We start from the raw sequence: 1559 nt of genomic DNA, 5'->3' as shown, positions 1-1559 counted from the left end.
TTAGGTATAAGAGCAGAAATTCAATTTGTTTTATATTAGTATTTCTCAATTTATTATCCCAGTTCTCTGGCCCGGCGATCGTTTAGTTCGGTGGTGATTTCATCCAGTTTATCCTGATCAAGCGGATAGAATTTCATCAATACCGCCGCAACAATGGCTATTAAGGTAGGAATCCAACTCATCAGCATCACGATTCCGGGAACCGCACCCTCAATGGCGACAGCATCCTGTCCATCGTAATGGAAGGCTGAAAGCACCAGTCCGATAATCGCTCCTGCCAGTCCACCGCCAAACTTGGTGGCAAAGGAACCGGCCGAGTAAACCAGACCGGTTGCTCTTCTTCCATTCTTAAACTCTGAATAGTCGGCAGCATCACCCAACATGGCAAAAAACAAGGTCGGGAATATGGCAGCCCCGAATTCGGACAAAATACCGATGGTAAATATGGCGGCTGTATCGTCGGGACCACAGAAGGCGATCAGGGCATTAATACCTCCCGAGAATATCAGGGCATAAATGAACAGCTGGCGCTTACCCAGTTTGCGGCCCAAAGGTGAGGTTACCATGGCTCCTCCGATGGAGGCGACCATCAGCAAGACCATGTAGGTACCGGCCAACAGTTGATCGTGCAAATAGTGGGAAAAATAGATGACTGTTATCCCTTGTTTAATGGAATTGTACACATTAAAGAGCAACCCTATCATCAGCAATATGATCCAGGGACGGTTCCTGACCAGGTCTTTTAAATCCTGAAGCAGATTGGTCTCCTGCGATTTGGGTGGCAGCACCCGTTCTCTTGTGGTGTAAAAGGTAATAAACAGAGACAGGGCCAGAAGCACTGACATTATGTATATCGAGTAGCTATAGCCTTGTTTCTGATCGATAATGGAGATCCTGGTTTCATCAAGTTCCGGCTCGCCTTCCACAACAAAAGCATATTCTTTATTGGCTTCCATCGAAAAGCTTTTGCCTTTGGTGGGTTTATTGACTGAATCGGTTACTTGTGGGGAAAGCCATGAAAAAAGAGCCACGCCGTCTTCGGTTTTGATATTGACATTTTCAACGCTTTTGGGGGCCGAAACGGTGACTTCGTATTTCTCATTATCAAGTTTCAATACATCAATGGTGGGGTTGATATTGCCGAAGTGAGCCACCAAAAACAACAATGCCCCCTGCACCAGCATTCCGCCGGCAAAAGCACCCACCATCCGGTATGACCCGATGCTGGTTCGCTCCTTGTCGTCGCCGGTCATGACGGCCATCAGTGCTCCGTAGGGCACATTGTTGGCGGTATAAATCAGGGTAAAGAGGATGTAAGTGGCGTAAGCATAAACAATTTTCCCCGTGGGACTAAGTTGAGGAGTGGTAAAGAGCATCGACAAAATAATCCCCAGGGGAACGGCAGTCCAGAGTATCCAGGGGCGAAATTTCCCGTATTTGGATTTCGTGCGGTCTCCGATAATCCCCATTACCACATCGCTGATTCCATCACTGGAACGGGCAATTAGCATCAATAACCCTACCGCAGCAGGATTGAGACCAAATACATCGGTATAAAA

At 47.3% G+C, this 1559-nt stretch carries 1 protein-coding gene; it reads right to left on the bottom strand.

What is annotated here, in order from left to right:
* Positions 1-53 precede the first annotated feature (53 nt).
* Positions 54-1559: MFS transporter (locus DDZ16_RS20545; protein WP_109266362.1), on the bottom strand; the 1506-nt coding region annotated here is incomplete at its 5' end.

The organism is Marinilabilia rubra (assembly GCF_003121985.1).
Taxonomy (GTDB): Bacteria; Bacteroidota; Bacteroidia; order Bacteroidales; family Marinilabiliaceae; genus Marinilabilia; species Marinilabilia rubra.
Note: the sequence above shows the minus strand (reverse complement) of the source record. Positions and strands in the feature narration are given on the sequence as shown.